Raw genomic sequence first — 26,995 nt, 5'->3', positions numbered from 1 at the left:
AGGATTACTCCTTATCGGCGGTGGCCTTGGGCTTTTTGGGCTTGGGCAGGGCCTTGGGCTTGGCGGGGCGCGGTGGGACTGCGACCAGTTCCAGCTTGGCATCGGCGCCTTCGCCAACGACGGCCACGGTCACCGAGCCGCCATTGACCAATTCCCCGAAGAGAACCTGATCGGCCAGGGGCTTCTTGACGTGTTCCTGGATGACGCGACCCAGAGGACGGGCACCCATGCGTTCGTCGTAACCGTGCTCGGCGAGCCAATCAGCGGCTTCCGAGGTCAGGTTGATGGTGACGCCCCGCTCGGCAAGCTGACCTTCCAGCTGCAGAACGAACTTCTCGACCACCCGACGGACCACTTCGCGCGGCAGGGGCGCAAAGGAGATGATCGCATCAAGCCGGTTGCGGAATTCGGGAGTGAAGATGCGGTTGATGGCTTCTTCGTCGTCCCCGACTTCGCGCTTGCGGCCAAAGCCGATCGGGCTCTTCTGCAAGTCCATAGCGCCCGCATTGGAGGTCATGATCAGGATCACATTGCGGAAGTCGACCGACTTGCCGTTGTGGTCGGTGAGCTTGCCGTGATCCATCACCTGCAACAGGATGTTGTAGAGGTCCGGATGGGCCTTCTCGATTTCATCCAGCAGCACGACGCAATGCGGATGCTGATCCACCCCGTCGGTCAAAAGACCACCCTGATCAAAGCCGACATAACCCGGAGGGGCACCGATCAGGCGCGACACGGTGTGACGCTCCATATATTCGGACATGTCGAAGCGCAGCAGCTCCACCCCGAGCGTGTCGGCGAGTTGCTTGGCCACTTCGGTCTTGCCGACGCCGGTAGGACCGGTGAACAGGTAAGAGCCGATCGGCTTTTCGGGCTCGCGCAGGCCGGCACGGGCCAGCTTGATCGCGGAGGACAGTGCCGTGATGGCGGCATCCTGTCCGTAGACCACGGTCTTGAGGCTTTGCTCGAGGCTGCTCAGCAGTTCCGCATCGGACTTGCTAACCGATTTTGGCGGGATGCGCGCGATGGTGGCGATGGTGTTCTCGATATCCTCGACATCGATCACCTGCTTGCGCTGATCCTCGGTGAGCAGCATCTGGCTAGCGCCGGTTTCATCGATGACGTCGATCGCCTTGTCGGGCAATTTGCGGTCGTTGATGTAGCGGGCCGACAGTTCCACCGCCGCCTTGAGAGCATCGTCGGTGTACTTGATCTTGTGGAACTCTTCGAAATAAGGACGCAGGCCCTTCACGATTTCGATGGCATCGGGGATCGAAGGCTCGTTGACGTCGATCTTCTGGAAGCGCCGCACCAGCGCGCGGTCCTTTTCGAAGAACTGGCGGTATTCCTTGTAGGTGGTCGAACCGATGCACCGGATCGCGCCGGAAGCCAGAGCAGGCTTGAGGAGATTCGAAGCATCGAGCGCGCCGCCCGAGGTTGCACCCGCACCGATCATGGTGTGGATTTCGTCGATGAAGAGCACGGCATGAGGCAGCTTTTCCAGCTCCTTCATCACGGCCTTGAGACGTTCCTCGAAGTCACCGCGATAGCGGGTGCCGGCCAGCAGGGAGCCCATGTCGAGCGAGTAGATCACCGCTTCCTTGAGCACTTCGGGCACATCGCCCTCAACGATCTTGCGGGCTAGGCCTTCGGCAATCGCCGTCTTGCCCACGCCGGCGTCACCCACATAGATCGGGTTGTTCTTGGAGCGGCGGCACAGCACCTGGATGGTGCGGCGCAACTCGGCATCACGACCGATCAATGGATCGATCTTGCCTGCTCGTGCCTTGGCGTTCAGATCCACGCAGAAATCTGCGAGAGCCGAACTCTTGGCGTTGTCGCCCCGCCCGCCTTCGCTATTGCCTTCACCGTCCTCGGCACCACGCACTTTGCGCTCCTCGCTGGGACCAGACTTGGTGATCCCGTGGCTGATGAAATTGACCGCATCGAGCCGGCTCATATCCTGCTGTTCGAGGAAATAAGCAGCATGGCTTTCACGCTCGGCAAAAATGGCAACCAGCACATTGGCACCGGTGACCTCTTCGCGGCCAGAAGACTGGACGTGGATTACGGCGCGCTGAATGACCCGTTGGAACGCGGCAGTGGGCCGAGCGTCCTGGCCATTGGCGACGATGAGGCTGTCGAGTTCCTCATTGATGAAGTCCTCGAGATCGCTCTTGAGCGCGTCGACATCGACATCGCAGCCCGCAAGGACGGCAATGGTGTCTCGATCGTCGGTCAGGGCGAGCAGAAGGTGTTCGAGGGTAGCGAATTCGTGGTTACGCTCGCGCGCCAGGTTCATCGCCTGATGCAGAGCTTTTTCCAGTCCGCGAGAAAATGATGGCATGTGATGTTCCTATTGCTTTTCCATCACGCATTGCAGCGGATGCTGGTTCTTGCGCGCCGTATCCATGACGCGAGTGACCTTGGTTTCGGCGACTTCGTAGGGGTAGATGCCACACTCACCAACGCCCTTTTGGTGAACATGGAGCATGATGCGCATCGCGTCTTCGCGCGATTTGTTGAAGACGTCCTGGAGCACCAGGATGACGAACTCCATCGGAGTGTAATCGTCGTTCAGCAGCAACACACGATAAAGATTGGGCCGTTTGGTCTTGGGCCGAGTTTTGGTTGCGGTACCGGATTCCGTGCCGCCGGCATCCTTGTTGTCATCGCCGTCATTCGGACCGGCAGAGGTGAGCGGGCGCAGCCAAGTGGTGGCAGACGCCTCGCCGATGGGAGCAAGGAGATCGGGTAGTGTCATGGCAAGGCATCTGTCGTGAGAGAAACGAAGCAGCATGGTGGACCCATTATGTAGGAAAATTATGGGCGCTGTTAAGGGTCATCGCTTCTCATATTCGTGACCGGCAAAAAGACCTGATAAGAGGAGTTTTGCCCGCTGCCCACGCTGACGCCACATCATCTCCACATCACGGACAAAAAGCTGGGCATTTTACGGAATGGTAATACGCGAAGCCTAGGTTCGGGATTGTGGTGGAGACGGCGGGGGCACGTCGCCATCATTGTGTGAGTTGTGTACGGACGCTTTGACCGTCCGAGAGTGAAATTGGAGTTGCGGGTGGCTTTTCAGGCGAAATCCCCTTGGCGCGTCGTCCTCGTCCGCGCCTTTGCCGCTATAGTAGTTGCGCTTTCCCTTGCTCTACCTAGCGCCGCTCCCGCCCAGGCTATCGAGAACCTGCGCAAATATGCCGGCATCGTTGTCGACGCCAAGTCGGGCCAGGTTCTTTACGAAGAAGCTGGCGACGCAAGGCGCTACCCGGCCTCGGTCACCAAGGTAATGACCCTTTACGTGCTGTTCCAGGAACTCTCGGCGGGCAATATCAAGCTGTCCACCAAGATGACGGTGTCCAAGCACGCCGCTTCCGCAGTGCCCACCAAGCTGGGCCTGCGCGCCGGTGCGACCATCACCGTGGAAGACGCGATCAAGTCGCTCGTGACCCTGTCCGCCAATGACATGGCCCGGGTGATCGCCGAGCACATCTCGGGTTCGGAAAGCAAGTTCGCCGAGCGCATGACCGCCACGGCGCGGGCGCTGGGCATGCGGTCTACGACCTATCGCAATGCCTCGGGGTTGCCCGACGGCGCGCAGATCACCACCGTGCGCGACCAGGCGATCCTCGCCATCGCAGTTTACCAGCACTTCCCCAGCTATTACGAATTCTTCCAGACCCGCTCGTTCTCCTATGGCAAGCGCACCTATGGCAACCACAACCGAGTGCTTGGCTATATGGGCGCTGTGGACGGCATCAAAACCGGCTATATCAATGCTGCCGGTTCGAACCTGATGACCGCCGCCCGCAAAGACAATCGGCATATCGTCGTTATCGCATTCGGGTTCAACTCGTCCGCCTCGCGCGACCAGAAGGTGCGCCAGCTCGTCGCCAACTACCTGCCTAAGGGTCGCAAGGGCAATTACCTGCAGACCGCCCAGATCCCGCAGCCGGGCCGCCAGGGCAATATCCAGGTGGCCGTGGCCCAGCCCAGCAAGCCAGTGTTCGTGATGCCCATGCCCCTGCCCGGCTTCCGCCTGGCACAGTTGGTCGCGGCGAACGGTGCCCAGGCCCAGCCACGCGCTCAGCTGCCGCAACCATCTCAGGCGCCCGTCGTGGTCGCCAGCGCCGCACCGGCACCGGTGCCGCCCGCCCCCATGCCGGCCGACCTGTCGCTGCAGCCTGCGGTGCAGGCCGCCAATGTGCTCGCTGCCCCTTCGCAGACGCCCCAGCCGGCCTATCCTTCGCAGGACGTAATCGGCGCCTGGCTCAGCGACTCCTATAATTTGGGTGCACCGCCTTCGGCCCTGGGCCACACCGTCCCGTCAGCGCCGCTGGCGCCTGAAGAACGCATCGGCTCGGATGGCGTGCCGATCGATCCGGCGATCAGCGGCTCGGTGAAAGTGGCTGCTGCCAATGACAATGCGGTACCGCCCGGCGGCTGGGTGGTCCAGATTGGCGCCGGCCCGAGCGAAGAAAGTGCCCGCGGCCTCCTGAGCGATGCTGCAAGCAAAGTCGGCCAACTCGGTGATTTCCGCTCTTATGTCGAGCGGTTCGAAAAGAACGGCAAGACCTTCTTCCGCGCCCGCTTTGTGGGTTTCGGGGACCGGGACGATGCGACTGCCATGTGCAATCAGCTCAAGCAGCAGAACCTGGCGTGTCTCGCCATGCAGAGCTGACGCCGGCCTAAACCTTCCGTTCGAGGCAGGACTGTTGTGCCGGCCCCGGATTCCCCATCAAGCAAATTGGCGCCTGTGTTTGGAGTAGCCCAATGAGCGAACGAACTGCCCTGCTGGACCTGGCCAGTTTCATTGGCCGCTCGAGCCTGGTGAGTGACGACATGACGGCCCGCAACCGGGTGCTGGCCGGCGTTGGCAAGCGCATGCAGTCGCGCCATGGCCGACGCAGCGTGGGCGAGCTGCTGGGGGTGGTGCTGGCACTGTCGGCCCGGACCCGCCGGATGGTGCAGGAGCCGGTCCGCATTGATCTGGATGTGTTTGCCCCCGGCGGCAAGCGCGCCGTGCTGATCAGCTTTGGCGGGGACCGCTAGCGGTCCCCTGCCCTCAGGCGTGGCAAGGCACGGGCGTATAGCGCGCGTGCACTGAAGGGGGCGCGGCGACGATCTCGGCGGCAGCCCGATGGGTTTCAGCCCGAGCCTTTGCCGGCAGGTTCAGCGCGGCAACGAGACTGCGATACTCCTGGCGCGCCGTCACATGCGAGTTGGACGGCTGGCCGCCAAGCAATTCCTCATCGAGTGGATCAAAGACGGTCATGCCGCTGGCAAACAGCGAGCGGAAGATCACCCGCTCGCCGATGCCGTCCGACACCCGGCAGCCGAAGCGCGCCGCAATGCGATCGAGCATGGTCTGCACCTGGCGCGTATTGCGCGAGGACAGCATGGAGATGCGGTTGCGCACCAGAATCCAGTCGATGCTTTGGCCATCAATGCTGAGCCGCTCGGAGCGCGCGCGCTGCACAAGGCGTGAGTAATGGCTGGTTTCCACGGGCTCACCGGTAACGGCATCGGCACGGGCCAGCACGTTGAGGTCGATAAGGCTGTCATTGACCGGGGTGATCAGGGTGTCGGCTAGCGAATGGGCCAGCCGAGTCATGTTGGTGTCAAAGCCGGGCGTGTCGATGACGATGAAGTCCACGCGGTCCTCGACCTCGGCTATGGCCCGACGGAAGACGTCGAATTCGGCCCGATGGTTGTCCTTGACGGAGTCACCCCAGGCAGCCGGCAGGTGAAAATGCTTGGGGCTGGGTAGCGCCAGCTGGTGCTCGCTGTTCCAGGCACGCCGGTTGCGGACATAGTGGGTGAAGGTTTGCTGGCGGCTATCCACATCGATGGTGGCAACCCGGTGGCCCTGGTAGAGCAGGAAGATCGCCAAGTGGAAGGCAGTGGTCGATTTGCCCGAGCCACCCTTCTCGTTTCCAACCACAATGACATGTGCGCCTTGCCGTGCCATTCGCCGCTCCATCTTGGCCCCGAAAGACTCGGGCTCGCTCAATGGGCAGAGAAGCGCGCCTATGGTTAACAAAGCTTAAACAAGCGGCGCTGGACTGTACCAGCCCTGCTCACAAGCTTGGCAAGTGGCCCGATATCCCCAGGCTAAAGCAAACCGAGCCTGGCGAGATCGGCCGCGATCTGCAGGGCGCCGGCATTCTCGTTGGCACCGATATCGGGTGGAGCATCCTTGGGATCGAGATAGCGCCAGCCCTGGAACGGGCGCTTTGGATAGGGCACCGTACGAACCATGTCGCGGCTCATGATGATGTCGCAGTAGTTCTTGCCCTCCTCATCGGTGTAGGGGTCGAGCCTTAAAATAGGCTGCCGCAACACGATCGAGCCGGCGATCACCCAGTAGATGGAAGACTGCCCCTCCATCTCGGCCGCGCGGCGCGGCATCATCCGGGTGCGATGGACATGCACGTCCTCGCCATAGTCAGCGCCCCACCAATGGGCCCGCTCATTGCGAAAGCTTTCCAGTTCCTCGACGCTGGCGACGCCAACGGACAATTTGACCATGTGGATCATGCAAGGCTTCCCCGGGGTGCCACGCCCTGGATGACATCGATCTCGTCGTCGTCAACGATCCACGGCTCCTGCAGAGCCAGGGCCAGCCATCGCTGGAAGGCGGGCAAGGCATAGATGGCGGCGCCATAGTCGTTGAGGGTATCGGATACGGGCAGAGCATAGGTGCGGATGCGGGTAGCGACGGGAGCGTACATGGCGTCGGCAGCGGTGAAGGCACCGAAAAGAAAGGGTCCACCGGAGCGAGACAACAAGCCGCCGAGGGAATGCTCGAGCCGCTGCAGGTCCTTGGCGATCATGTCGGCACTGACCCGGCCCGGATGGCTGGCGCGCAGGTTCATCGGCGCGTAGCTACGCAAGGCGGTGAAGCCTGCGTGCATTTCTGCGGAAACCGCTCGTGCCCGGGCCCGGTCGGCGCGATCCTGCGGCCAGATCGGTTTGTCAGGAAAACAGTCGGCGAGATATTCGATGATGGCGATGGTTTCGGGAACCTGGAGATCGCCATCGATCAGCAGCGGCACCCGGCCCGTGGGCGAGCGCTGGGCCAGCACATCGCGGAAGCCTTCCCCCGCGAGTTGGAGCACTTCATCCTCAAATGGAATGTCGAAGTGAGCCAAGACCAGCCAGGGCCGCAAGGACCAACTGGAATAATTACGATTGCCGATCAGCAGCTTCATCGAACTCTCCAAAAAAGAAGGGCGCCCTTTGGCATGGGCGCCCTCCGAAATGCCTTGGGTGAAAAACTTTGGCGCTTAAACGCCCGCAACGACAGAGAAGACTAGTCCCATCGACGCCAGGCAAACCATGGTCCAGGTTGCCGCGCGCCACATAGCAGCTCTCGGATGAGTGCGCATTATCGCTCCTTAAAAGCCATTCACTCGGGGGTCGCACCCCAGCAGCAAAACGTTAACCCTGACGAATTGCTCTGGCAAGCGGCCAAACTGCAACACTCCGGTTCACAGCCTGCCCCACGCCAAAGATCGTACATGCTTAAACTTGGCAGGGAATGTCCCCGTTCCAAGCAAAGCTGTTGATAATTGGTTAAACTTTTACCGAATTTCAAAAGAGCCCGAACCACAAGCCGGCGATGCCCAGAAAAGCAAAGAAGCCGACCACATCGGTGATGGTGGTCACGAACACCGCGGAGGCGATGGCAGGATCGGCCTTGAGGCGATCCAGGATCACAGGGATCAGAATGCCGGCCGTGCCCGCCACCACGAGATTGATCACCATGGCCGAGCCGATCACCACGCCTAGCTGGACATCGCCGAATCGGGCCGCGGTGACCAGGCCCACCAAGATGGCGAAGATGACCCCATTGGCCAGGCCCACCACCATTTCGCGGGTGATCAGCCGGCGCAAGCGGCTCCCATCCAGCTCGCGCATAGACAGGGCCCGGACAGTCACCGTCATGGTCTGGGTGCCGGCATTGCCGCCCATGGAGGCAACAATCGGCATCAGGACGGCCAAGGCAACCATCTGCTCGATGGTGCCATCGAAAAGGCCGATAACGACCGAAACCAGCACGGCGGTAATGAGATTGATCACCAGCCACGGCACACGGCTACGAATGGTATCGATGGTGGAGTCGGAGATGTCTTCATCACCAACGCCCGCGAGCAGCTTAATGTCCTCGTCCGCTTCTTCGTGAATAACGTCGACGATGTCGTCGATGGTGAGCACGCCGACCATGCGCCCGCTTTCATCGACCACGCCCACCTCGACCAGGTCGTAGCGCTCGAAGCCGCGGGCGGCTTCCTCCTGATCCTCATCGGCCCGAACCAGAATCACCTGCGTATTCATGATCGCGTCGATCTTGGTCGATCGTGGGGAGCGCAGGAACTTGTCGAGAGGAATGGTCCCGAGCACCTTGTAGGCCGCGTCGACCACATAGATCTGGTAGAACTCGTCGGGCAGTTCAGCTTCGGTGCGCAGGTAGTCGATGGTTTGGCCGACCGTCCAGAAGGGCGGGATGGCGATGAAGTCGGTCTGCATCCGCCGGCCGGCGGAATCCTCGGGAAAATCGAGGCTACGCTTCAAGCTCAGCCGTTCAAAGGTTGGCAGTGCCGAAAGAACCTCGTCCCGGTCCTCCTGCTCGAGATCCTCCAGAATGGTTACGGCGTCGTCATTGTTGAGGCCGGTGACGCCACGGGCGATTTCGGCATTGGGAATCGCCTCCATCAGCTCGACGCGGATGCTCTCATCGACTTCTGTCAGTGCCGAAAAGTCGAATCGGTCCCCCAGAGTACGGACCAGCAGAATGCGTTCATCGGGGTTGAGGGTTTCGAGCACATCGCCGATATCGGCGACGTGCAGAGGCTCCATGACACTGGCGACGTCATCCGCCCTGCCCGCTTCCAGATAGGCGCGCAAACGCTCCAGCCAAAGCGGGCTGATGCGGTCTTCGCTGTTGCGAAGCGCGTCGGGATCAACCACGGCCTCAGGGCCCGGTGCGGTATCGAATTCTGTGCTCACTGGAAGCCCTTTGTGTCGCGAGTTTCGGGGGCGCGCCAAGCTGTAGCTAATCAAGGAGCGATGCGCCAGACTAGCCGTTGTTGTTTTCAAGCACTGCGCAAGTGCAGTGCGGCATGACAAGGAAAACCGCGATGGCTGCTTCCGAAGCGCTCGACCAAGTCTTTGTTCGCATTGAGAGGATTGCCACCCAACGCGCACTGCCCGGCGTTGAACGATCAACCAGCTATGGCACGCCGGCGCTCAAGGTAAACGGCGCCACCTTCACCAGGCTCAAAGACGAGGAGACATTGGTGCTGCTGTGCCCCGAGGAGCAGAAGGCGCTGCTCATGGAGATATCGCCCGAGATCTATTTCGAGACCGACCATTATGTCGGCTGGCCGGCGGTGCTAGTCCGGCTGGAACGGATCAGCGATGAAGAACTGAGCCTGCGGCTGGAGGACGCCTGGCGCAGCAAGGCCCCTGCCAATCTTACGGCGGAGCGCCCGTTGACGCCCCCGGCCTAACGGGGAACCAGAAACAAGAAAGCCGCCCCGGAGGGCGGCTGTTCTGGTGTCACCCTGAAGGTGACTGGTGCGGTCGAGAAGACTCGAACTTCCACATCTTGCGATACAGCGACCTCAACGCTGCGCGTCTACCAATTCCGCCACGACCGCACGTCCTGGTAGAAGCACCGCCCTGGGGCGAAGCGAGACGGGGTTTAGCAAAGGTCCTTGAGAACCTCAAGCGCTTAAATTGCTTATCAAAGAGATCGGTGGAAAACCCTACCCGCTCCCGGGCGGCTAAAAGCGCTTGCTGGCCTTGTTGCGGACCAGGACCTGGAGCTGGCCATTGTCGACGCTGACCTCGCCATGGGCTACGAGCGTGTTGTTGGCATAGATGTGCAGCGGGTCGCTTTCCAGCGCATCCAGCTCGATCACGGCGCCGCGGCCCATCCGCAGCAGATGGTGGATGGGCATGGTGGTCGCGCCCAGCTCCACCGTGATTTCCACTTCAATATTGTCGAGAGTGTTCATAGATATCGGTTCAACCCCTGCGCCGCAGAAAGGCGATCCTCAGCTCATCATGGTTAGTGAAGCGTTAACGGCACCCCAAGCTTGCGATAGCGCAAGCAAATTGCGACGCGCCGATTCCCGGCCTGTCGAGTGGATGATCTCGTCCACCCCCGTCCCTTATCCCATGGCACTTGCGGCCATGCGCGACCGCGCTGCGGCAATCGCGGCCGGCACTGCCGACGAGGCGGTGTGGTTGCTGGAGCACCCACCGCTATACACTGCCGGCACCTCCGCAGTGGCCGCAGACCTGTTGACGGATAGATTCCCGGTGTTCGAGGCTGGGCGCGGCGGACAATATACCTATCACGGCCCCGGCCAGCGCGTGGCTTACCTGATGCTCGATCTGCGCGAGCGGGGTCGCGACATTCGCTGCCTGGTGCAGGGCCTGGAGGGCTGGGTTATCGACACGCTCGCTGCCCACAATATCGTCGGCGATCGCAGCGAGGGGCGCATCGGCGTTTGGGTCAAGCGGCCCGACAAGGGGGCGGACCGCGAGGACAAGATTGCGGCACTGGGGGTGCGGGTCTCGAAATGGGTGACGTTCCACGGTATCTCGCTCAATATTGCGCCCGATCTCAGCCACTACGGCGGAATCGTGCCTTGCGGGATCACCGACCAAGGTGTGACGAGCTTTGAAGATCTGGGGCAGCTGGTCTCAATGCCTGAGGTCGACATGGTTCTGCGGGCGCAATTTGAGCGCCGCTTTGGTCCAACGCGCGACGGCTCGGCAGAAGAGCTTGTGCCCGAAGGCATCACTGACCAAGTTGTGACTTAATCGAATCGCGCCAAGCTCGAGGAAACTGCAATGACGCTCGACGACCTCAAACGCCTGTTCAGCCGACAGACATTGTTCAGGCTGGACGCGATCCTGGCGCCCAAGCTGGTGCCCATCCTTTATGCGTTGGGCCTGGCGGGTATCCTGCTTTGGGCCATTAGCCACCTGTTCTGGACCTTTGGCTTTGGCTTCGGCAATGGGCTTTGGGGCCTGCTTGAGATTGCCGTGTTCGGCCTGCTGTTGTTTGTTGGCCTCAGGATTGGCTGCGAGGCGCTGCTGGTGTGGTTCAAGACGCATGAGGGGCAAACCGAGCCGGTGACCCGTTCGCGCTATTCGAGCTCGCTGCTGGACGAAGTTCGGGACGCAATTCGCGATCTTGCCGAAGCGGGCGAGGAACGGGAGTTCGTCGAGACCGACGAATATGTGCTCAATGCCGTGGATGCGGTGACGGAACCCGATCTTGAGCCGGAAGATACGCTCCGCTCGCCGGCGACCAGGGCTGGCGAAGTGTTCAAGCCGCGCCGCACCGCCAAGCGGACGCCCCGGATCGACAGCGAGGAATAGGCCGGCACGGCTTGTCGCAGGTAAAAAAGAGGCCGCCCCGAAATGAATGGGGGCGGCCATTGCTTTTCGCGGCGCGTCAGACGCGGCTGAGCGTGCGGTTGCGAGCGCGGGTATCGATGGCCCAATCGCCCGGGCCGGCAAAGACCAGGTAAAGGAAGATGAAGCAGTAAAGGGCTGCGGCATCGCCGCCATTACCCACTGGCCAGAAGTTCTGGGGGAAGTGGACCATGAAATAGGCCACGGCCATCATACCTGAAAGAACGAAGGCGACCGGACGGGTGAGGAACCCAACCAGGATCAGCAGACCACCAAAGGTCTCGAGAATGCCGGCAATCAGGAACAACCCTTCGGGGGTGCCCATGCCGGGGACCGGGAAACCAAACAGCTTCTGGGTGCCGTGTTCAATGAACAGCAGGGCCGTAACGATGCGAAGCACGGCGAGGGCCTGCGGCGCGTAGGCGGAGAGACGATCGAACAAGTGTGCCTCCTTTAGGCAAAGTGCTGCGCCGGTTTGACGCATTCAACCCTGCTAGCCTAGGTGGATCATTGTTAAAATCTGACCATATACGCACACACTGTTCACCAAGCGCACCCAACCCCGCACGTGGTGCAGGCCTGCTTCACGGCAGCGTCAAGGCCGGTTGATTGCGCTTTGGGCACAATTTCTGTATGAGGACGCCAATCCTTAACATCGGAAACCGTGCTCAATGAGCCAAGCGCCAAAAATTGGCCTCGTCAGCCTCGGCTGCCCCAAAGCCCTTGTCGACAGCGAACGCATCATGACGACGTTGCGCGCCCAGGGCTATTCGTTTTCCCGCGACTACCAGGGCGCCGACATCGTTCTCGTTAATACCTGCGGCTTTCTCGACAGCGCCAAGCAGGAAAGCCTCGAAGCGATCGGCGAAGCGCTTAACGAGAATGGCCGCGTGATCGTCACCGGCTGTCTGGGCGTCGAGGAAGAGCTGATCCGCCAGACCCATCCTAGCGTGCTCGCCGTTTCGGGTCCGCACCAGTATGAGTCGGTGGTCAATGCCGTCCACCAGCACCTGCCGCCGGTGCCGAACCGGTTCGTGGATTTGGTGCCCGAGCAGGGGCTGAAGCTGACCCCGCGGCACTATGCGTATCTCAAGATCTCCGAGGGCTGCAATAATCGCTGCTCGTTCTGCATCATCCCGCAGATCCGCGGTGACCTGGCCTCGCGCCCGGCTGCCGGCGTGTTGGGGGAAGCCGAGCGACTGGTGAAGGGCGGCGCCAAGGAACTGCTGGTGATCTCGCAGGACACCAGCGCCTATGGCGTGGATCTGAAATACGCGACCTCGAACTATCGTGGCCGTCCGGTTGCCGCCAAGTTCTTTGACCTGGCCAAGGAGCTGGGGGAACTGGGCGCGTGGATTCGCCTCCACTATGTGTACCCCTACCCCCATGTGGACCAGATCATTCCGCTGATGGCGGAAGGCAAGGTGCTGCCTTACCTCGATATTCCATTCCAGCATGCGTCCCCGAGCGTGCTCAAGAACATGCGCCGCCCGGCCAACCAGGAGAAGACACTCGATCGCATCAAGCGCTGGCGCGATATCTGCCCGGATCTCACCATCCGTTCGAACTTCATCGTCGGCTTCCCCGGCGAGACGGTCGAGGACTTCGAATTCCTGCTCGATTGGCTGGAAGAAGCCGAGATCGATCGTGCGGGCTGCTTCAAGTATGAGCCGGTTACCGGCGCACCCGCCAATGAGCTGGTTGGCATCGTGCCCGACGAAGTGGCGCAGGATCGCTTCGAGCAGCTGATGGAAGTGGCGCAGAACGTTTCGACAGGCCAGCTGGCCAAGAAGGTCGGTCGCACTATCGAAGTGCTGGTCGATGATATCGACAAGAACGCCAACCGCGCCATCGCCCGCTCCAAGTGGGATGCACCCGATATCGACGGGCAGGTCGTGGTCAGCGATGCCACCGGCATCAAGCCGGGCGATCTGGTGCAGGTGGTGGTGACCGACAGCGACGAATACGACCTGTTCGCCGACCCGGTGCGTCCGAGCACGGTGGCGACCCCCGTGCGCTTCGAAGCGGCGCCGCAGGCCTAAGGTCGAACAACTTTATCGCGCCGGCCGAAGCGCCGGCGCAATGTCTTTCCGGCAAACTGCCCTTCGGGTAAATCGCTCATCCGCGTCAACGCCTTAGGCTTTGACGCGGCTCGGCACAGCGTGCATCTGGGCTGCATTATTCCAGCGCAGCACACCGGAGCCAGCGTTCCCATGAAGAAGATCCTTGCCGCAGCCATTGCCTCGCTGGCCCTGGCTGCCGGTCCTGCCGCGGCGCAGCCCACCGAAATCCTCAACGTGTCCTATGACATCGGCCGCGAGCTCTACGAGGCGGTGAACCTCGCCTTCGTGCCCAACTATGCGGAGAGCACCGGTACCACGCTCAATGTCAGCCAGTCCCATGCCGGCTCGTCGGCGCAGGCGCGCGCCGTCCTTGAGGGTCTGCAGGCCGATCTCGTTACCTTCAACCAGGTGACCGATATCAACATGCTAGCCCGGCAAGGCTTTGTGTCCGAGGACTGGCAGAGCGAGTTCCCCAACAACGCTTCGCCCTATTACTCGCTGCCCGCCTTTCTCGTGCGGGCTGGCAATCCCAAGAACATCGCCGATTGGGGCGATCTGGCGCGCGACGACGTCAAGGTGATCTTCCCCAATCCCAAGACCTCGGGCAACGGGCGCTACACCTATCTGGCCGCCCGCGCCTGGGCGCAGGAAGAGTTTGGCGGCGACGAAGCGCAGGTGGAGCAGTTCCTGACCAAGCTCTTCAGCAATGTTCCGGTGTTCGAGACTGGCGGGCGCGCCGCCACCACCGCCTTTGTGGAGCGCAACCTCGGGGATGTGCTGATCACCTTCGAAGCCGAAGTGCAGGGCATTCGGCACCAGCTTGGAGTCGACAAGTATGACGCGGTGGTCCCCAGCATCAGCCTGCTTTCGGAATTCCCCGTAGCGGTGGTCGACAAGGTCGCTGACCAGCGCGGCACCCAGGAGATCGCCAAGGCTTATCTCGACTTCCTTTACACACCCGAGGGCCAGGAAATCCTCGCGGCTAACTACAACCGCGTCCATGACGAGACTGTCGCTGCCGCCCACAAGGCCGACTTTCCCGAAGTGCGGCTGGTGACGGTGGAAGAGGCCTTTGGCGGCTGGGACAAGGTGACGGCGGATCATTTCGCCGATGGCGGACTGCTGGATCGCGTGTTCCTCAACCAGTAATGCAGAGCCGGGCAGCGCCGCTTTGGCGGGCCGCCCGATGCCGAGGACCGTATGGCCGCCGCTTCCCGACGCAATAACCTGCTCCCCGGCTTTGGCGTAACGCTGGGGACCACCCTGCTCTATCTCGGCATCATCATCCTGCTACCCATCGCGGCCATGTTGCTGAAGGTGGCGGGGATGGGGCCGGCCGAGTTCTGGCGCATTGTTTCGTCGCCACGGTCGCTGGCTGCCTATCGGATCACCTTTTCTTCGGCGCTCATGGCCACCGCCTTCAACGGCGCCTTTGGCCTGCTGCTGGCCTGGGTGCTGACCCGCTACGAATTTGCCGGCAAGCGGGTGCTCGATACGCTGGTGGACCTCCCCTTCGCCCTGCCCACCGCCGTGGCAGGGCTCGTCCTCGTGACCCTCTTTGCCGATAATGGCTGGTATGGACAGTTGCTGGCGCCGATGGGACTGCAGGTCAACTACACCCAGCTCGGCATCATTGTGGCCATGACATTCACCTCCATTCCCTTTGTGGTGCGCACGGTGCAACCGGTGCTCGAGGAAGCCAATCTTGAGCTCGAGGAAGCAGCAAGGACCCTTGGGGCAACGCCATGGCAGGTATTTGCCCGGGTGATATGGCCCACCATCTTGCCAGCCTTCATGGCCGGCTGCGTGCTGTCCTTTGCGCGCTCGCTCGGGGAGTTCGGCGCCGTGGTGTTCATCGCCGGCAACCTGCCAGGGCTAACCGAGATCGTGTCGCTGCTGATCTTTATCCGGCTCGACGAATATAACTACGAGGGTGCAGCGGCGCTGGCCTTTGTGCTGTTGCTGACCGCCTTTGGCACGCTGTTCCTGACCAATGCGCTTGCCGCCTGGCAGCTGCGCTACACGGATCGGAGCCGGATATGAGCCGGCTCGCCTCCGCCCCGCGCAGCCTCAGCGAGCGGCTGTTGATCGCTCTCGCGCTCGTGCTTTCGGGCCTGGTCCTCGTCGTGCCATTGCTGCTGATCTTCGCGACGGCATTGCGCGAGGGGATCGGCGTTTACTTCAGCAATATCCTGGAGCCCAACACGGTCCACGCCATCTGGCTTACGGTGCTGACCGCGCTCGTCGTGGTGCCGATCAACATGGTGTTCGGGGTCTGCGCGGCCTGGTTGGTGACCAGGTTCCGCTTTCCCGGACGGCAGCTGCTGGTGACGCTGATCGAGCTGCCATTTTCGATCAGCCCCATTGTTGCTGGCGTGACTTATCTCTTCCTTTATGGCGGCCAGGGGCTGCTTGGGCCGGCGCTGCAAAGCGTAGGCATCCAGCTGATGTTCACGGTGTTCGCCATTTTCCTCGTAAGCCTGTTCGTTACTGCTCCCTTTGTCGCGCGCGAACTCATTCCTCTGATGCAGCAACAGGGCAGCGAGGATGAAGAGGCATCCTTGTCGCTCGGCGCCAATGGCTGGCAGATGTTCTGGTATGTCACCCTCCCCAATATTCGGTGGGCCCTGCTCTACGGGGCAGTGCTGTGCAATGCACGCGTGATGGGGGAGTTTGGCGCGGTATCGGTGGTTGCCGGCTCCATTCGCGGGCAGACCAACACGCTGCCACTGCAGATCTCTCAGCTGTTCAACGACTTCAACGTCACCGGCGCCTTTGCCGCCGCATCGGCCCTGGCCCTGATGGCGGTCGTAACATTGATCCTCAAATCGGTGCTCGGCCGTAACGTGGGCCGTGGATAGCGACCGTGTAAAGGTTCCACTCCGCAGGTGCGGCTTTTATTTTCCGGCTCTGGCATACAACGCCGGCCATGGGCGTTGCTCATGGCGAAATCCGGAGCCGATATGACCACACCGCAGATGTTAGCCTTCCTCGTTATTGGCGCCATGATGGTCGCCTTTATCTGGGGGAGGTGGCGATACGACGTTGTCGCCGTTGGTGCACTCCTTGCCGCCATGGCCGTGGGTATCGTAGCGCCCGAGGACGCCTTTAGCGGCTTTTCGGACGACATCGTGATCATCGTTGCCAGCGCCCTGATCGTCAGCGCCGCCATTGCCCGCTCTGGGGTCATGGAAGTGGCGGTGCGACGCCTGGCACCAGGCTTGACCGCGCCACGCGCGCAATTGCTGCTGCTGGTGGTGGTGGTCACGGTGCTTTCCGCCTTCGTCAAGAATATCGGCGCGCTGGCGATCATGATGCCCATCGCCTTCCAGATGGCGCGCCGCTCGGGGGTGTCGCCATCGCTGTTTCTGATGCCGATGTCGTTTGGCTCGCTCCTCGGCGGTCTGATGACCCAGATCGGCACCTCCCCCAATATCATTGTGTCGCGGGTGCGCGAGGAGTTGGTCGGCACGCCCTTCACCATGTTCGACTTCACCCCTGTGGGCGCGGCGCTTTCCCTGGTCGGGGTTGCCTTTCTCGTGCTGTGCTACCGGCTGCTGCCGGAGCGACGCCCGGCAGATGGCGGCATGGAGACGGCGGTCGACATCAAGAATTACACCACCGAGGCCCATGTGCTCGAGGATACCAGCGCGGTGGGCCTGCAGATCGGTGAATTACAGGGGCTCGCAGATGGGCGGGCGATGGTGACGCGCATTCTCAGTGCTTCCGGACAGCGCCGTACCCCCTTCCCGGACACCAAGCTCAGGGCGGGTGACACGCTGCTGATCGAGGGTGAACCCGATGCACTCGACAAGATGGTGGCGCAGGCAGGGCTTTCCTTTTCTGAGCGGCGCGACGCCATCGCCAATGCCTCCCAGGAAACCGGCACGATTGAAGCGATTGTGGGCGAGCGCTCGGACCTGATCGGCGCCACAGCGCAGGAACTGACGCTGTTTGATCGCACCGGGCTCAACCTTCTGGCGGTGAGCCGGCGCAATGAGCGCCTGACCGAGCGGCTGGGACAGATCCGGTTCCGCAATGGCGACGTGCTGCTGCTGCAGGGCGATCTCAACAAGCTGCCCGAATTGCTGCGCGAATGGGACTGTCTGCCCCTGGTGGAGCGGGGGCTGCGCATTGGCAGCGTTCGCAACGGACTGGTGCCGCTCGCCATTTTGCTGGTGGCGATGGCAGCGACTGCGCTTGGGGTGGTGCCGGTAGCGCCGGCATTCTTTGCTGCGGCCGCCGCTATGGTGCTGACGCGGGCACTGCCGCTGCGGGAAGTTTATAATCGGATCGATGCGCCGATCCTGATCATGCTGGCCTGCCTCATCCCCGTCAGCGATTCGCTGCGCTCGACCGGCGGCACCGAGATCATCGCCGGCTGGCTTTCCGCCACCGCCAGCACCTTGCCGGGCTGGGGCGCTCTCGCCCTGATCATGGTAGCGGCCATGGCCGTGACCCCCTTCCTCAACAATGCGGCAACCGTTCTCGTGATGGCGCCGATTGCGGCGACCTTCGCCACCGATCTAGGCTATGCGCCCGAGGCGTTTCTGCTCGCGGTGGCGATCGGGGCCGGTTGCGATTTCCTCACGCCGATCGGGCATCAGTGCAACACGCTGGTGATGGTGCCGGGCGGGTACAAGTTCAGCGACTATGCGAGATTGGGGCTACCGCTATCGCTGCTGGTGATTCTGGTCGGGGTGCCGATGCTGATGCTGGTGTGGCCGTTCTAACGAGCTAGCGTGCTTGAGCGCGCCGATACTCACCGGTAGGTTGGGGAACCGGAGACCGCGCCCTTCATGCACACATCCCACTCGATAGACCTTCCCGGCCTTCCACCGCTCCTCTTGGGGCCCACCGCCAAGATCATGGGCATCCTCAATGTAACGCCTGATTCGTTTTCCGATGGCGGGCAGCACAATCGGGTAGACGCTGCCGTGGAGCATGCCCGCGCCATGGTGGCCGAGGGTGCAGATATCATCGATGTGGGAGGGGAAAGCACCCGCCCGGGTGCAGCATTGGTTGGCGTCCAGGAGGAACTGGACCGGGTGATGCCGGTGCTCGAGGCGCTCCGTGCCGCCCAGATCGGGGTCCCGATTTCAATTGACACCTACAAGCCGCTGGTCGCCGACCAGGCGATCCAGGCGGGTGCCGCGATGATCAATGACGTCCATGGCCTGCAAGGCGATCCGGACATGGCTGACGTGGCGGCGCTGCACGGGGTGCCGGTAATTGCCATGCATTGGGACAAGTCGCGCGACCGGAACGAGGATCTATTCGCTGCCATGCAGCGCTATTGGGCGCGCACCCTTGCGGTGGCTGAGGCGGCAGGGATCCGGCGTGAGCAGCTGATCGCCGACCCGGGCTTCGGCTTTGGCAAGAGCCTGGCCGAAAATTATGCCATGCTGACGCGGCTGCAATCAGCCTGTTCCGCCGGGGGCGATGTGCAATTGCCCATGCTGGTGGGAACATCGCGCAAGTCGATGATTGGCAAGGTGCTGGGCAACGAGCCCGAGGAGCGGCTCGCGGGTACGATCGCGAGCAATGTCTTGGCCTATAGCCATGGGGGCCATATCTTCCGGGTGCATGATGTGCGCGCCCATCGCGACGCGCTGAGGGTCGCGGAAGCGGCGCTATATGGCCCGCCGGCAGAAGGAACGAATTGACATGAGCCAGCCATTCAGCGGCGACCGCATCATCCTGCGTGATCTGGGCTTTTACGGCTTTCACGGCTTGCTCAGCGAAGAACAAACGCTGGGCCAGCGCTTCTTTGTGGACCTCGAATGCGGGGTGGACCTGTCGGAGCCCGGATATACCGACCAGATCGGCACGACGGTCTCCTATGCCGAGATCTATGATGTGGTCAAAGCGGCCTTTGAGGGCAAGCGGGTCGATCTGATCGAGGCGCTGGGGCAGAACATCGTTGATGGCGTGTTCGCAGCCTTTGCCGATGTGCAGTGGATCGTGGTGCGGATCCGCAAGCCCGAGGCGCCGATCGCCATGGTGCGGGGGGAAGCGGCCATCGAGCTGCACCGCCAGCGGCCGGTCGCCTGATGGCGCGGGCCTGGCTCAGCCTGGGCGCCAATCTGGGCGATGCACCCGCCAATCTGGCGGAAGCCGTGCGGCGGATTGGTGAAGCGGACGGGGTCGCCGTCGTGGCGCAATCGGGCATGATCACGACCAAGCCCTGGGGCAAGACGGACCAGCCGGATTTTCTTAATCTGGCGCTAGAGATCAACACCGCGCTGGAGCCCCTGCCCCTGCTCGACGCCCTGCAGGCGATCGAAGCGGTGATGGGGCGGGAACGGCTCGAGCATTGGGGGCCGCGGGTGATCGATATCGATATCGTCGCCTATGAGCGGCTGGAGATGGATACGGCAAGGCTGACCTTGCCGCATCGCTATGCCCATGAACGCGATTTCGTGCTGGATCCGCTGCGTGAAATTGCGCCCGCGGTTACGGAGTGGCTGACCAGCCGGCGCCGTTAGGGGCGCAGATGGTCCAGCACGCCGACGGCGGCATCGAACTCGATGCGGCGGCGGGCGCGGCGATAGGCGGCTTCCTCGTCCTGCCCCCATTGGCCGATCTGGAAATCCTCGTCGAGATGGGCGGCGGTCCAGACATGGTCGGGGGTAAAGAGCTTGTGCCAAAGGCCCAGCGCCAGCAGCCCCGAGCCGGTGAGACCGGTGATGGAGACCAGTGCCGTCAGCACCAGCAGGTTCTCGCTTTCGAGCTCTTCGGCGAGCCGGCTCAGCGTTGCTGCAGGTTGCTCCTGGTGCACAATGCCGACCGTGGGCTGGAAGCGGACGCCAAAATGGCGGGCGAGCGCCACGAGCGCGTTGTCCCAAACGGCTTCCTGTTCGGCCACCAGCTCGCGCGGCGCTTCGGCGCGGTAGAGCATCAGATCGCCGCCGGCGAATTTGATGATCTCGGCGCGCAATGCGGGCACCAATTCCTCACCGCTTTCGATGGCTGAATTGATCAGGCGGACGGTGGGCATGGTGGTGGCGTCGATGCGCTCGCCCTGGGCCGCCCATTCCTCGGCCATGGTGGTGGCAATGCCAGCAGCGGGCACGACGATGGGCAATTTGCGCCCGGGCGTGCGCGTGGGGCGACCATCTAGGGTGACGACGAAGCCACCGTCAACCGGAGCGACGCCCACGTCCTTGTAGAAGCGGAGGGGCAGCTCGACCTTGTCGAGTTCCTGGGCGCGGCCATAGCCGTCATCGAGGTGCTTCTGGATGTCTTCAAGCTGGTCGCGCATGCTCTTGCTCCATCAGCTGTTCAATCGCGGCGTCGAGCTGATCAAACGTGTCGATCAGGATATCGGCTCCGGCCGCGAGCAATTCATCGGCTTCGTGATAACCCCAGCTAACCCCGATCGCCCAGGCGCCGGCGGCCTTGCCCATCTCGATGTCAAAGGTGGTGTCGCCCACCATGATCGTATCGGTAGCCAGGGCGCCGCGTTCGTTCATGGCGCGATGGATCATGCCGGGGTGAGGCTTGGAGGGATTGTGGTCGGGCGTCTGGAAGCTGACGAAATGACCGGCAATGCCATGCAGCGCCAGGATGCGCTCGACGCCAGCCAAACCCTTGCCGGTGGCGATGCCGAGTTCGGTATCGCTGCGCACGCGCAGGCGGTTGAGGGCGTCGAGGGCGCCGGGGAACAGCGCTTCGCGGCTGCTGTCGGCTACGAGCGAGGCGCGATAGTGCGCCTTGTAGGCGTCCACCATGGGATCGATGATGGCGGGATCATCATTGCCGGCCAAACGGCCCAGCGCCAGTGGCAGCGACAAGCCGATGACCCGACGCGCTTCGGCTGGCGTGGGTGGGCGCAGACCGGCATCCTCGAAGGTGCGCGCCATGTGCTCGGCAATCAGGGCCTGCGTGTCGATCAGCGTGCCATCCATGTCGAACATGACAAGGGTCATGCCGCTTCCTCCGGATCATCGCCCTGAACATCATAGCGGTCGGGATCAAAGCCGAGCGCCTCAAAGCTCTGGCGCATATGGGGCGGCAGCGGGGCGGAGATGTCTAGGCGCTTGCCGCCACGCAGGGGTAGAGCGATGCGGCGGGCGTGAAGATGAAGCCCCTGCCCCAGGCCTTCGGCGGGCTGCCAGTTCTCGATATTGAAATAGCGGGGATCGCCGATGATCGGCGTGCCAAGCTGGGCCATGTGGACGCGCAACTGGTGGGTGCGGCCGGTCACGGGCTTGAGGGTCACCCAGGCAAAGCGACGGCTCGCAGTATCAGTGGTGGAATAATAGCTGGTGGAATGCTGCGCGCCGGGCGTGCCGTTGCGCACCACCACCATCTGCTCGCCATCGGTGGTCGACTGCTTGGCCAAAAAGCAGGAGATCTCGCCTTGGCGCGGCGTAGGATTGCCCGCGACGATGGCCCAGTAGATCTTGCGCGCCGAGCGGGAGCGGAAGACCGAGCCGAAATGGCTGGCCGCCGCGTGGGTCTTGGCGACCACAAGGCACCCCGACGTATCGCGGTCCAGCCGATGCACCAGCCGGGGGGCTTCGCCCTTTTTGTTGGGCAGGCTCTTGAGCATGCCATCGATGTGTCGCTTGGTGCCGCTGCCGCCCTGCACGGCAAGGCCGGCAGGCTTGTTGAAGACATAAATGTCGTCGTCCTCATACAGGATGAGGTCGCGCAGGAACTGCGCGTCGGCATTGCTGACCTTGGGCGGCCGTGGCGCTTCGGCATCGTCGATGGGCGGGATGCGCACGGTCTGGCCGGCCGACAGCCGCGTGCTGGTTTGCACCCGGCCCTTGTCGACACGCACCTCACCATTGCGGATCAGCTTTTGCAGCCGTCCGAAACCAAGCTGGGGGAAATTCTGCGCAAACCAGCGATCCAGACGCATACCGTCTTCATCGCCGCTCACTTGGCGCTGCTGCACCGCACTCATGTCAGGCTGCCTCGCGTGACCAAAAGCCCCAGATACAGCCCCGCCACCGAAACAGCAACCGATGCCAGCACATAGAGAGCGGCCTGGAGGAGTGCGCCGCGCTCGATCAGCGTCAAAGTGTCCAGCGAAAAGCTCGAAAACGTCGTGAAACCGCCCAGAACGCCCACTGCGGCAAAGAGCCTCGCTTCCTCAGCCCAGCTCGGGCTCCAGCGCACAAGCGAGCCCACCAGCAGCCCCATGGCCACAGAGCCCGCAATGTTGACCAGCAAAATAGCGAAGGGGAAGCCTGAGGGTAGCATACGCCCCAGAATCGTCGAGGCGCCGAAGCGCCCCATCGCACCCAAAGCGCCGCCGCAGGCAATCAACAGATAACCACTCATGCACTTGCTCCTTGCTCCCCATGGCGGTTTAGCCACAGTTCAAACAAATGCAAGAAGGCCGGTGTTGGCACGGGAACAGTTCCAAGTCTCAGCTATTGGGCAACAAAGTGACTGGGGCAGATAATGACCGTTTTTGATCAGGGGCTTGCGCTCGGCGTTCGTTCCATGGGGATGGCCCTGGCTATGCTGGCTCTCGCGGGATGCGTGAGCATCAGCAGCCGGTTGCCGGCCGTACCGGCAGCGCTGACCGAACAGGCCGGCATCCCGGGCTCGGCCATTGACGCCGATATTCGCTATTGGGGCGACGAAACCGCCGAGATGAAGGCCGCGGACCTGCGCGACGCGGGCGATGGCAGCATCGATTACCTGACGCTTTCGGGCGGCGGCATCAATGGCGCCTATGGCGCGGGCTATCTGGTGGGCTGGACGGCCCGCGGGGACCGGCCGCAATTCGAGGTCGTCACCGGCATCAGCGTCGGCGCCATGATCGCGCCCATGGCATTCCTTGGCCCGCGCTATGACAGCCGGCTGCAGGCGATCTTCGCCGATCTGGCGTTGCAGCGCTCACCCGCCCTCGACTTCGTTTCAGCCGTGCTGGGCGCGCCCTCGATCGCCAGCAACCGCCCGCTCATCAATGCCATTGCCCGCCTTGTCGATGCACAGGCCCTTGATGAGATTGCCATTGAGCACAAAAAAGGACGGCGCCTGCTGATCGGGACCACCAATCTGGATGCCGAGCGGCCGGTGGTGTGGGATATCGGCGCCATCGCCGTCAGTGCCATTCCCAACAAGCTGCGGCTGGTGCGCCAGATCATTCTGGCCTCGGCGGCGGTCCCGGGCATTTATCCGCCTGTGCTGATCAATGTTGCTGCAGGCGGCAGAGGCTATGACGAGCTGCATGTGGATGGCGGGGTGACGCAGAACCTGGTTCTGCTGCCCGGCGGTTTTGATGGGCTGCCCGGCGCCGCGTCCCGCAACCGGCACCTCTATGTCATCTACAACGGCACCATCGCTCCCACCCGCGAGCCGGTGCAGATGACTAGCGCCTCGATCCTGGGGCGCTCGATCCCGACCCTGCTGAAGTATCGCGGACGCAGCGACATCGCCGTGCTTTCGTCAATGGTGGCGGAAAGCGGCATCGACTACAGCCTTACGGCTATTCCGCCGGAGTTCCCGAGCACGGATAATCTGTTCGGCAGCCCGCAATGGCTGGTGGCGCTCTATAACTATGGCTTTGAAAGCGGCAAGGCCGGCGTGTGGCAGCAGGAGGACTAGTCGTTCTCCTCGCGCGCCCCCTTTTCAGCACGCAGACGCGCGAAATAGTCCAGCCGCTTGCCGAGATCGCGTTCAAAGCCCCGGCCAACCGGATGATAAAAGCTCTGCCGTCCAAGCTTTTCGGGGAAATACTCCTGCCCCGAAAAGCCTTCGGGCGTGTCGTGGTCATAGATATAGCCGTCGCCATAGCCCGAGCCCTTCATCAGCTTGGTCGGCGCGTTCAGAATGGTCATCGGCGGCATGGGCGAGCCGGTTGACTTGGCAAGGCTGGTGGCGGCCTTGAAGGCCGTGTAGACGGCGTTCGATTTGGGCGCGAGAGCCAAATAAACCACGACCTGAGCAAGGGCGAGTTCGCCTTCCGGTGAACCCAGCATCTGGTAAGCGTCACGAGCTGCGACGGCCTGCGGCAGCGCCTGCGGATCGGCCAAGCCGATGTCTTCCACGGCCATGCGGATGAGGCGGCGGGCCAGAAACAGTGGATCTTCGCCGGCGTCGAGCATGCGCGCGAAATAGTAAAGCGCCGCATCCGGATCCGAGCCGCGCACGGTCTTATGCAACGCCGAGATGAGATTGTAGTGCCCGTCCTGAGCCTTGTCGTAGATGGGCGCGCGGCGCTGCACGACGGTCAGGAGGGCAGCGGCATCAAGAATCTCGCCCGGCTTGGCCGAGGCCAGCACTTCTTCCACCAAGCCCAGCAAGGCGCGGCCGTCTCCATCAGCAAGGGTTAGAAGCGTTGCCCGGGCATCGGGCTCCAGCGGCAGTGCAGCGCTACCCAACGCTTCGGCACGCCCGACGAGTTTGTCCAGATCTTCGAGGCTGAGCGACTCGAAGCGCAGGACCTGGCTGCGCGAGAGCAAGGCGGCGTTGAGCTCAAAGCTGGGATTTTCGGTCGTGGCGCCGACCAGCACCACAGTGCCGTCTTCCATCACCGGCAGAAAGCCATCCTGCTGGGCGCGATTGAAGCGGTGGATTTCGTCCACGAACAGCAGGGTCTTCTTGCCGGAAAGGCGAACGAAGCGGGCCCGCTCAAACACCTTCTTGAGATCGGCCACGCCGGAAAACACCGCCGAAATCTGCTCGAACTCATAGCCGATCTGATCGGCGAGCAGGCGCGCGACGGTGGTCTTGCCCGTGCCCGGAGGACCCCACAGGATCAGCGACCCCAGCCGGCCAGAGGCGATCATGCGGCGCAGCGTGCCATCGGGCCCGAGCAAGTGGGTCTGCCCGATCACCTCATCGAGGCTGCGCGGGCGCAACTGATCGGCCAGAGGGCGGGCGCGATCCTCGGCGGACTGGTCGGTCGGGGTGGCGAAAAGATCGGCCATGGGGCTCCTTTAGCCGCTGACAATGCTGCGCAACACCCGCCCGTCGCGCTGGAGGATAATCTGCCAAGTGCGGACGCGCTGCGCGACGGCACTGGTGAAGGCCTGCACAGTATCCATGCTGATATCGTTGAGCGACAGCACGATGTCGTCCACTCGCAAACCCATCTGATCGGCAGGCGAGCCGGGCTCAACCGCCGTAATCAGCACACCCTTGGCGTCGTAAGGCAGGTCCTTGGCTTCGGCAAGGGCCGGATCAAGCTGACGCACGCTGGTGCCGGCAAAGCGGGTGTTGCCACTGATGTCGGCGATCTTGTCCGGTCCGGCAGCGGGGGCAGTCTCGACAGTGAAGGCAATGGCCTGGGTGTTGCCGCCGCGCAGGCGCTCAAGCTGCGTCTGGGTGCCGATTGGCTTGGTGGCGAGGCGGAAGTTGAAGGCGCTGGGATCATCGACAGTGATGCCGTCCACCGACACAATCACATCGCCCGAGGCAAAGCCGGCGCGTTCGGCCGGCCCGCCGGGCGCTACTTCGGTGATGAGCGCCCCATGCGGTGCGGGCATGCCGAGGCTCTTGGCGATATCAGCGGTCACTGTCTGCATTTTGGCGCCAAACCAGGGGCGCACGATCTCGCCACCGGCGACGCCAGCATCGGCCACCAGCCGCGCCATGTTGGCGGGAATGGCAAAGCCGATGCCCACCGAGCCGCCGGTCTGCGAATAAATGGCGGTGTTGATGCCCACAAGCTTGCCGTCGAGATCGACAAGAGCGCCGCCGGAATTGCCCGGATTGATCGCCGCATCGGTCTGGATGAAGAACTCGTAGTCGCTGCTTTCCACGCCGGTGCGGGCCAGGGCGGAAACAATGCCGCTCGTCACCGTCTGCCCGACACCGAAGGGATTGCCGATGGCGAGCACCAGATCGCCAACGAGGAGCCCGTCCGAATCGGCAAAGGTGATAGCGGGGAAGGTCACGGAAGCGGGGTCGCGCACGCGCAGGACGGCCAGATCAGTCTGGCCATCTTCGACGACGATGTCGACTGCAAACTCACGGCCATCGGAAAGGGCGATACGCACATCAGTGGCGCCCTCGATCACATGGCGGTTGGTGAGCACGACGCCGCTGGCATCCACAATTACGCCAGAGCCCAGCGAGCGACTCTCGCGCGGGCGGCTCTGGAACTGGCGCCCGCCAAAGAAGCGCTGGAAGAATGGATCGCTGGCAAAGGGGGATGTAGCCTGCTGCTCGATGCGGGTCGCATAAACATTGACCACCGAAGGGGCGACCGTCGCCACGACCGGTGCGAAGCTGAGCTTGAGCTGCCCCTCGCTCTGGGGCACCTGCCGAGTGGCAGGCGCCTCTGTCAAATCCTGGCTTTGCGCCATGGAGGCTTGCTGTAGTGGAGCCAAAGCCATTGTCCCGCCCAGAGCCAGAGCTCCAAGCACCAAACCAGCCCCGATCCAAGCCTGCACACGCATCCAGCAAAACTCCAGCAAAGGGTGCGGCCCGGGGGCCGCGGAGGGGCAGCGAAACGCCCAGACTTTGTCGTCAAAATGGCACAGCGACCAGCAGATAAATCCAATGCAAATAAA

General features: G+C 62.5%; 28 protein-coding genes and 1 tRNA gene. 14 read left to right on the top strand and 15 right to left on the bottom strand.

Features of this window, described 5'->3' with window-relative positions:
- Positions 1-4: 4 nt before the first annotated feature.
- A complete protein-coding gene (gene clpA / locus ELX51_RS07615; RefSeq protein WP_127752951.1) occupies positions 5-2,347 on the bottom strand; it encodes an ATP-dependent Clp protease ATP-binding subunit ClpA in 2,343 nt (780 codons plus the stop codon).
- Between the two features lie 9 nt (positions 2,348-2,356).
- Positions 2,357-2,764, bottom strand: coding sequence for an ATP-dependent Clp protease adapter ClpS (gene clpS / locus ELX51_RS07610; RefSeq protein WP_127752950.1), 408 nt, complete (start codon positions 2,762-2,764; stop codon positions 2,357-2,359).
- Between the two features lie 315 nt (positions 2,765-3,079).
- Here clpS and ELX51_RS07605 point away from each other — a divergent pair, with 315 nt between their 5' ends.
- Both ELX51_RS07605 and ELX51_RS07600 read left to right on the top strand, forming a co-directional pair.
- Positions 3,080-4,690 (top strand): SPOR domain-containing protein, encoded by a 1,611-nt coding sequence (locus ELX51_RS07605; protein WP_127752949.1) that lies wholly within the window; start codon positions 3,080-3,082, stop codon positions 4,688-4,690.
- 92 nt (positions 4,691-4,782) lie between these two features.
- Complete coding sequence (locus ELX51_RS07600; protein WP_127752948.1) at positions 4,783-5,061, top strand: hypothetical protein; 279 nt, start codon at positions 4,783-4,785, stop codon at positions 5,059-5,061.
- Positions 5,062-5,074: 13 nt separating this feature from the next.
- Here the strand turns inward: ELX51_RS07600 and ELX51_RS07595 are convergent, their stop codons facing one another.
- The 4 genes from ELX51_RS07595 to mgtE form a co-directional block, all read right to left on the bottom strand.
- Complete coding sequence (locus tag ELX51_RS07595) at positions 5,075-5,980, bottom strand: division plane positioning ATPase MipZ (RefSeq protein ID WP_127752947.1); 906 nt, start codon at positions 5,978-5,980, stop codon at positions 5,075-5,077.
- Positions 5,981-6,123: 143 nt separating this feature from the next.
- The gene (locus ELX51_RS07590) at positions 6,124-6,549 is read right to left on the bottom strand and encodes a DUF1489 domain-containing protein (protein ID WP_248305280.1); all 426 of its coding nucleotides are present in this window, start codon (positions 6,547-6,549) and stop codon (positions 6,124-6,126) included.
- Positions 6,546-7,223 carry a glutathione S-transferase family protein gene (locus tag ELX51_RS07585; RefSeq protein ID WP_127752946.1) on the bottom strand — a complete coding sequence of 226 codons (678 nt, stop codon included), beginning with the start codon at positions 7,221-7,223 and terminating at the stop codon, positions 6,546-6,548. Before ELX51_RS07585 ends, ELX51_RS07590 begins: the two co-directional genes overlap by 4 nt.
- Before the next feature lie 382 nt (positions 7,224-7,605).
- Positions 7,606-9,021 (bottom strand): magnesium transporter, encoded by a 1,416-nt coding sequence (gene mgtE, locus ELX51_RS07580; RefSeq protein ID WP_164854794.1) that lies wholly within the window; start codon positions 9,019-9,021, stop codon positions 7,606-7,608.
- A gap of 131 nt (positions 9,022-9,152) precedes the next feature.
- Here mgtE and ELX51_RS07575 point away from each other — a divergent pair, with 131 nt between their 5' ends.
- Entirely contained in the window at positions 9,153-9,524 is a 372-nt protein-coding gene (locus tag ELX51_RS07575) for an MmcQ/YjbR family DNA-binding protein (protein WP_127752945.1), read from the top strand.
- 65 nt (positions 9,525-9,589) lie between these two features.
- Here the strand turns inward: ELX51_RS07575 and ELX51_RS07570 are convergent.
- Together ELX51_RS07570 and ELX51_RS07565 are read right to left on the bottom strand one after the other, a co-directional pair.
- Positions 9,590-9,674, bottom strand: a tRNA-Leu gene (locus tag ELX51_RS07570).
- Between the two features lie 126 nt (positions 9,675-9,800).
- Entirely contained in the window at positions 9,801-10,034 is a 234-nt protein-coding gene (locus ELX51_RS07565; protein ID WP_127752944.1) for a FliM/FliN family flagellar motor switch protein, read from the bottom strand.
- Positions 10,035-10,083: 49 nt separating this feature from the next.
- Here ELX51_RS07565 and lipB point away from each other — a divergent pair, with 49 nt between their 5' ends.
- Both lipB and ELX51_RS07555 read left to right on the top strand, forming a co-directional pair.
- The gene (gene lipB / locus ELX51_RS07560; protein ID WP_127752943.1) at positions 10,084-10,848 is read left to right on the top strand and encodes a lipoyl(octanoyl) transferase LipB; all 765 of its coding nucleotides are present in this window, start codon (positions 10,084-10,086) and stop codon (positions 10,846-10,848) included.
- 30 nt (positions 10,849-10,878) lie between these two features.
- Positions 10,879-11,412, top strand: coding sequence for a DUF4282 domain-containing protein (locus tag ELX51_RS07555; RefSeq protein WP_127752942.1), 534 nt, complete (start codon positions 10,879-10,881; stop codon positions 11,410-11,412).
- A 76-nt stretch (positions 11,413-11,488) separates the two neighbouring features.
- Here ELX51_RS07555 and ELX51_RS07550 read toward each other — a convergent pair whose 3' ends face one another.
- Positions 11,489-11,890, bottom strand: a complete 402-nt coding sequence (locus ELX51_RS07550; RefSeq protein WP_248305279.1) for a DoxX family protein — start codon at positions 11,888-11,890, stop codon at positions 11,489-11,491.
- A 229-nt stretch (positions 11,891-12,119) separates the two neighbouring features.
- On the opposite strand from ELX51_RS07550, the gene rimO reads away from it, so the two are divergent.
- The 8 genes from rimO (at position 12,120) to folK (ending at position 19,999) form a co-directional block, all read left to right on the top strand.
- Positions 12,120-13,490, top strand: coding sequence for a 30S ribosomal protein S12 methylthiotransferase RimO (gene rimO, locus ELX51_RS07545; RefSeq protein WP_127752940.1), 1,371 nt, complete (start codon positions 12,120-12,122; stop codon positions 13,488-13,490).
- Positions 13,491-13,661: 171 nt separating this feature from the next.
- Positions 13,662-14,660: a thiosulfate ABC transporter substrate-binding protein CysP gene (gene cysP / locus ELX51_RS07540; RefSeq protein ID WP_127752939.1), complete on the top strand. Its 999-nt coding sequence runs from the start codon at positions 13,662-13,664 to the stop codon at positions 14,658-14,660.
- 51 nt (positions 14,661-14,711) lie between these two features.
- Positions 14,712-15,554 carry a sulfate ABC transporter permease subunit CysT gene (gene cysT, locus ELX51_RS07535; protein WP_127752938.1) on the top strand — a complete coding sequence of 281 codons (843 nt, stop codon included), beginning with the start codon at positions 14,712-14,714 and terminating at the stop codon, positions 15,552-15,554.
- Positions 15,551-16,372 carry a sulfate ABC transporter permease subunit CysW gene (gene cysW / locus ELX51_RS07530; RefSeq protein ID WP_127752937.1) on the top strand — a complete coding sequence of 274 codons (822 nt, stop codon included), beginning with the start codon at positions 15,551-15,553 and terminating at the stop codon, positions 16,370-16,372. The genes cysT and cysW overlap by 4 nt, the downstream gene beginning before the upstream one ends.
- A gap of 102 nt (positions 16,373-16,474) precedes the next feature.
- Positions 16,475-18,244, top strand: coding sequence for an SLC13 family permease (locus ELX51_RS07525; RefSeq protein ID WP_127752936.1), 1,770 nt, complete (start codon positions 16,475-16,477; stop codon positions 18,242-18,244).
- A gap of 66 nt (positions 18,245-18,310) precedes the next feature.
- The gene (gene folP, locus ELX51_RS07520; RefSeq protein WP_127752935.1) at positions 18,311-19,177 is read left to right on the top strand and encodes a dihydropteroate synthase; all 867 of its coding nucleotides are present in this window, start codon (positions 18,311-18,313) and stop codon (positions 19,175-19,177) included.
- 1 nt (position 19,178) lies between these two features.
- On the top strand, positions 19,179-19,565 hold the full coding sequence (gene folB / locus ELX51_RS07515) for a dihydroneopterin aldolase (RefSeq protein ID WP_127752934.1): 387 nt from the start codon (positions 19,179-19,181) through the stop codon (positions 19,563-19,565).
- Positions 19,565-19,999 (top strand): 2-amino-4-hydroxy-6-hydroxymethyldihydropteridine diphosphokinase, encoded by a 435-nt coding sequence (gene folK, locus ELX51_RS07510; protein WP_127752933.1) that lies wholly within the window; start codon positions 19,565-19,567, stop codon positions 19,997-19,999. Before folB ends, folK begins: the two co-directional genes overlap by 1 nt.
- On the opposite strand, the gene ELX51_RS07505 is transcribed toward folK, so the two are convergent.
- From ELX51_RS07505 to crcB, 4 genes are read right to left on the bottom strand one after another with little or no spacing between them, the layout of a single operon-like run.
- Positions 19,996-20,775, bottom strand: coding sequence for an ATP12 family protein (locus ELX51_RS07505; protein ID WP_127752932.1), 780 nt, complete (start codon positions 20,773-20,775; stop codon positions 19,996-19,998). The two genes, folK and ELX51_RS07505, sit on opposite strands and share 4 nt — an antisense overlap.
- Positions 20,759-21,442: an HAD-IA family hydrolase gene (locus ELX51_RS07500; protein ID WP_127752931.1), complete on the bottom strand. Its 684-nt coding sequence runs from the start codon at positions 21,440-21,442 to the stop codon at positions 20,759-20,761. The genes ELX51_RS07505 and ELX51_RS07500 overlap by 17 nt, the downstream gene beginning before the upstream one ends.
- Positions 21,439-22,428: an RluA family pseudouridine synthase gene (locus ELX51_RS07495; protein ID WP_127752930.1), complete on the bottom strand. Its 990-nt coding sequence runs from the start codon at positions 22,426-22,428 to the stop codon at positions 21,439-21,441. The genes ELX51_RS07500 and ELX51_RS07495 overlap by 4 nt, the downstream gene beginning before the upstream one ends.
- On the bottom strand, positions 22,425-22,808 hold the full coding sequence (gene crcB / locus ELX51_RS07490) for a fluoride efflux transporter CrcB (RefSeq protein WP_127752929.1): 384 nt from the start codon (positions 22,806-22,808) through the stop codon (positions 22,425-22,427). The genes ELX51_RS07495 and crcB overlap by 4 nt, the downstream gene beginning before the upstream one ends.
- A 123-nt stretch (positions 22,809-22,931) precedes the next feature.
- On the opposite strand from crcB, the gene ELX51_RS07485 reads away from it, so the two are divergent.
- Complete coding sequence (locus ELX51_RS07485; protein ID WP_127752928.1) at positions 22,932-24,083, top strand: patatin-like phospholipase family protein; 1,152 nt, start codon at positions 22,932-22,934, stop codon at positions 24,081-24,083.
- On the opposite strand, the gene ELX51_RS07480 is transcribed toward ELX51_RS07485, so the two are convergent.
- Entirely contained in the window at positions 24,080-25,408 is a 1,329-nt protein-coding gene (locus ELX51_RS07480) for a replication-associated recombination protein A (RefSeq protein WP_127752927.1), read from the bottom strand. The genes ELX51_RS07485 and ELX51_RS07480 overlap by 4 nt on opposite strands.
- Before the next feature lie 9 nt (positions 25,409-25,417).
- Positions 25,418-26,881, bottom strand: coding sequence for a Do family serine endopeptidase (locus ELX51_RS07475; RefSeq protein ID WP_248305278.1), 1,464 nt, complete (start codon positions 26,879-26,881; stop codon positions 25,418-25,420).
- Between the last annotated feature and the right edge of the window lie 114 nt (positions 26,882-26,995).

Origin of the sequence: Devosia sp. 1566 (assembly GCF_004005995.1) — a bacterium.
In the GTDB taxonomy this organism is placed as follows: domain Bacteria; phylum Pseudomonadota; class Alphaproteobacteria; order Rhizobiales; family Devosiaceae; genus Devosia.
Note: the sequence above shows the minus strand (reverse complement) of the source record. Positions and strands in the feature narration are given on the sequence as shown.

Excerpts from the sequence above, each read along its gene's own strand:
- ELX51_RS07555 (WP_127752942.1), top strand. The coding sequence starts at position 10,879 with ATGACGCTCGACGACCTCAAACGCCTGTTCAGCCGACAGACATTGTTC.
- folK (WP_127752933.1), top strand. The coding sequence starts at position 19,565 with ATGGCGCGGGCCTGGCTCAGCCTGGGCGCCAATCTGGGCGATGCACCC.
- ELX51_RS07475 (WP_248305278.1), bottom strand. The coding sequence starts at position 26,881 with ATGCGTGTGCAGGCTTGGATCGGGGCTGGTTTGGTGCTTGGAGCTCTG.
- rimO (WP_127752940.1), top strand. The coding sequence starts at position 12,120 with ATGAGCCAAGCGCCAAAAATTGGCCTCGTCAGCCTCGGCTGCCCCAAA.
- ELX51_RS07500 (WP_127752931.1), bottom strand. The coding sequence starts at position 21,442 with ATGACCCTTGTCATGTTCGACATGGATGGCACGCTGATCGACACGCAG.
- ELX51_RS07480 (WP_127752927.1), bottom strand. The coding sequence starts at position 25,408 with ATGGCCGATCTTTTCGCCACCCCGACCGACCAGTCCGCCGAGGATCGC.
- ELX51_RS07565 (WP_127752944.1), bottom strand. The coding sequence starts at position 10,034 with ATGAACACTCTCGACAATATTGAAGTGGAAATCACGGTGGAGCTGGGC.
- ELX51_RS07575 (WP_127752945.1), top strand. The coding sequence starts at position 9,153 with ATGGCTGCTTCCGAAGCGCTCGACCAAGTCTTTGTTCGCATTGAGAGG.
- ELX51_RS07585 (WP_127752946.1), bottom strand. The coding sequence starts at position 7,223 with ATGAAGCTGCTGATCGGCAATCGTAATTATTCCAGTTGGTCCTTGCGG.
- cysW (WP_127752937.1), top strand. The coding sequence starts at position 15,551 with ATGAGCCGGCTCGCCTCCGCCCCGCGCAGCCTCAGCGAGCGGCTGTTG.
- ELX51_RS07505 (WP_127752932.1), bottom strand. The coding sequence starts at position 20,775 with ATGCGCGACCAGCTTGAAGACATCCAGAAGCACCTCGATGACGGCTAT.
- ELX51_RS07600 (WP_127752948.1), top strand. The coding sequence starts at position 4,783 with ATGAGCGAACGAACTGCCCTGCTGGACCTGGCCAGTTTCATTGGCCGC.
- folP (WP_127752935.1), top strand. The coding sequence starts at position 18,311 with ATGCACACATCCCACTCGATAGACCTTCCCGGCCTTCCACCGCTCCTC.
- crcB (WP_127752929.1), bottom strand. The coding sequence starts at position 22,808 with ATGAGTGGTTATCTGTTGATTGCCTGCGGCGGCGCTTTGGGTGCGATG.
- clpS (WP_127752950.1), bottom strand. The coding sequence starts at position 2,764 with ATGACACTACCCGATCTCCTTGCTCCCATCGGCGAGGCGTCTGCCACC.
- clpA (WP_127752951.1), bottom strand. The coding sequence starts at position 2,347 with ATGCCATCATTTTCTCGCGGACTGGAAAAAGCTCTGCATCAGGCGATG.
- ELX51_RS07485 (WP_127752928.1), top strand. The coding sequence starts at position 22,932 with ATGACCGTTTTTGATCAGGGGCTTGCGCTCGGCGTTCGTTCCATGGGG.
- ELX51_RS07595 (WP_127752947.1), bottom strand. The coding sequence starts at position 5,980 with ATGGCACGGCAAGGCGCACATGTCATTGTGGTTGGAAACGAGAAGGGT.
- ELX51_RS07525 (WP_127752936.1), top strand. The coding sequence starts at position 16,475 with ATGACCACACCGCAGATGTTAGCCTTCCTCGTTATTGGCGCCATGATG.
- folB (WP_127752934.1), top strand. The coding sequence starts at position 19,179 with ATGAGCCAGCCATTCAGCGGCGACCGCATCATCCTGCGTGATCTGGGC.
- cysP (WP_127752939.1), top strand. The coding sequence starts at position 13,662 with ATGAAGAAGATCCTTGCCGCAGCCATTGCCTCGCTGGCCCTGGCTGCC.
- cysT (WP_127752938.1), top strand. The coding sequence starts at position 14,712 with ATGGCCGCCGCTTCCCGACGCAATAACCTGCTCCCCGGCTTTGGCGTA.
- lipB (WP_127752943.1), top strand. The coding sequence starts at position 10,084 with ATGGTTAGTGAAGCGTTAACGGCACCCCAAGCTTGCGATAGCGCAAGC.
- ELX51_RS07590 (WP_248305280.1), bottom strand. The coding sequence starts at position 6,549 with ATGATCCACATGGTCAAATTGTCCGTTGGCGTCGCCAGCGTCGAGGAA.
- ELX51_RS07495 (WP_127752930.1), bottom strand. The coding sequence starts at position 22,428 with ATGAGTGCGGTGCAGCAGCGCCAAGTGAGCGGCGATGAAGACGGTATG.